Annotated in this window: 1 protein-coding gene; it reads left to right on the forward strand. The window is 38.9% G+C overall.

Going from position 1 to position 1,912, the window contains the following annotated elements:
• Nucleotides 1–200: 200 nt before the first annotated feature.
• Entirely contained in the window at nucleotides 201–1,145 is a 945-nt protein-coding gene (locus tag SST62_RS0105485) for an Rpn family recombination-promoting nuclease/putative transposase (protein WP_029186601.1), read from the forward strand.
• Nucleotides 1,146–1,912: the final 767 nt, after the last annotated feature.

Here is a 1,912-nt window from a genome sequence, read left to right on the forward strand (position 1 = left end):
GTTTTCGAAGAGTATTACTGGTAGATGTGACTGAGTCTGTTGTTTAGCCTTGGCTATTGTGGGGTCATTTATAAGAAACGGATTTCTTGTATCTACTTTCTTCATTGAAAAAATAGAATGGTATGCTATAATATAACTAGAAACTTTTCCGAATAAATAGATAGGGAGTATTTCTCTATTACTTTATTTGGAGGATAAAAATGACTAAACGTCGTCAGGTAGTTAGTCCTATGGCTGACATTATTGCAAAAAAGATTTTCAATGACCACGAAATCACCATTGATTTCATCAATACTTTTCTAGGTTTTCGCCCCAAGTCTGTTCAGATTTTGAATGGAACCATTGCGGATGTGAAAAAAGAAAGGACTAGTCACTTTAGTACTACGGTGGATATTTTGGCTCGTATGGATGATGGGACGCAAGTTATCATCGAGATACAGGTTGCCTATCAAAACAGTTTTATCAAGCGCTTATGGACCTATTCCTGCCAACATTTGGTCAAGGATTTGCCCAATGTTCGTGACAAGGTCACGCAGACACATGATATGTATGATAAAATCTCACCGATTTATTCGATTGCCTTAGTAGCTAGTAAGTATTTTGATGATGACCAGCCGATTCACAGTTTTGTACTGACTGAAAAAGATGGGGGTCAAGTCTTGGAATTGCCATTTGGCGAACATGAAGAATTGAGAAAACCATTTGAAATGGTCATTATTGAACTGAAAAAATTCCGCAAGGGTCAGCTAGAGAAAAATCAGCGCCAATGGATAGAATTTTTCGCCAACCGAGCATTTAGTCAATCTACATCAGATGTTATTGAAAAAGCAGAACACCTGTTGGATAGAAACACATGGACAGAGGAGGAAATCGAAATGGTAGATCAATGGTTACGTAATGCTTCCAACCACTTTGGTGAATTGGAAAGCTCCTATATACGTGGCAGACGGCGAGGTAAGGAGGAAGGCAGAGCAGAAGGTTTAGAAGAAGGCCTGGAGAAAGGTTTGGAGAAGGGGTTGGAGAAAGGCCGTATAGAGGTCGCCTATCAGATGTTGCGTGAAGGTTTTTCGTATGAACTGATTGAAAAGCTGACCGGTCTATCTTCTGTACAAATCGATCAACTGTCACAAAATCATCAACCATGATAGAAAGCGAACAATAAGACTGGTTTCGAATTGCTAACTGTTTCCTTTAAAACCTGCCAGAAAGGGAAAGTATAGCATTGACAACTCTCCCAGTATCACTTGTCGAACAGCTTCGTGCCAACTGGTGCAAGGAGTGGAGACACTAGCTGCCAGATTCAGATTGACTTGGCAAAATACTCTTGGTTGACAGTAAGGAAGTCAACCAGGTGCTCGTTAGTGGAGTGGTTATTAGAGATACTGATTGTAAAGTCAATGCTATAGTTATTTCAGGTTAACTGTGATTATTTCGCGAGCGAAGCAAGTCACTTTCGTAGAGTAGGGCAAGTCGAAAGTGAGGCTCTATCAAATTTAATTCAAATGTCTATAAAAGCAAACTAAACGATTATATAAGGTGAGGAGTTCCGATAGGGAACTTTTTTTGTTAGGTTGTCTAAGGTTTGATCTTAGGCATGAGACGAAAGAGTGGGATGGAACAACTAGAGAGGAACCATCGAATTCTGCCAAACTCTTTGGGAATAGGCGAACTCTTTTGGTGCTTGTCGTGTCTGGTCTGAAAAGGTAGCATCTCTGGCGCATTTTAGGTATTTTTGAAGGCAAATGCAGGTCAACTCATAGAATATTTATACAACGTCCGTAATTTTTCTTATGTAAATTATTACAAAACAATTAAATATTAACATATAAACAGGGAGATAAAAATAAAAAACAGACATTATTATGAAAATGACACAAAATATAGTGTAATCGCTTGAAAAGTTGGGGGGGGG

The sequence above is a fragment of the Streptococcus suis YS56 genome, from assembly GCF_000440115.1.
Taxonomy (GTDB): Bacteria; Bacillota; Bacilli; order Lactobacillales; family Streptococcaceae; genus Streptococcus; species Streptococcus suis_L.

What these genes read in the sequence shown, in the direction of transcription:
- SST62_RS0105485 (WP_029186601.1), top strand. Translation starts at nt 201, where the DNA reads ATGACTAAACGTCGTCAGGTAGTTAGTCCTATGGCTGACATTATTGCA.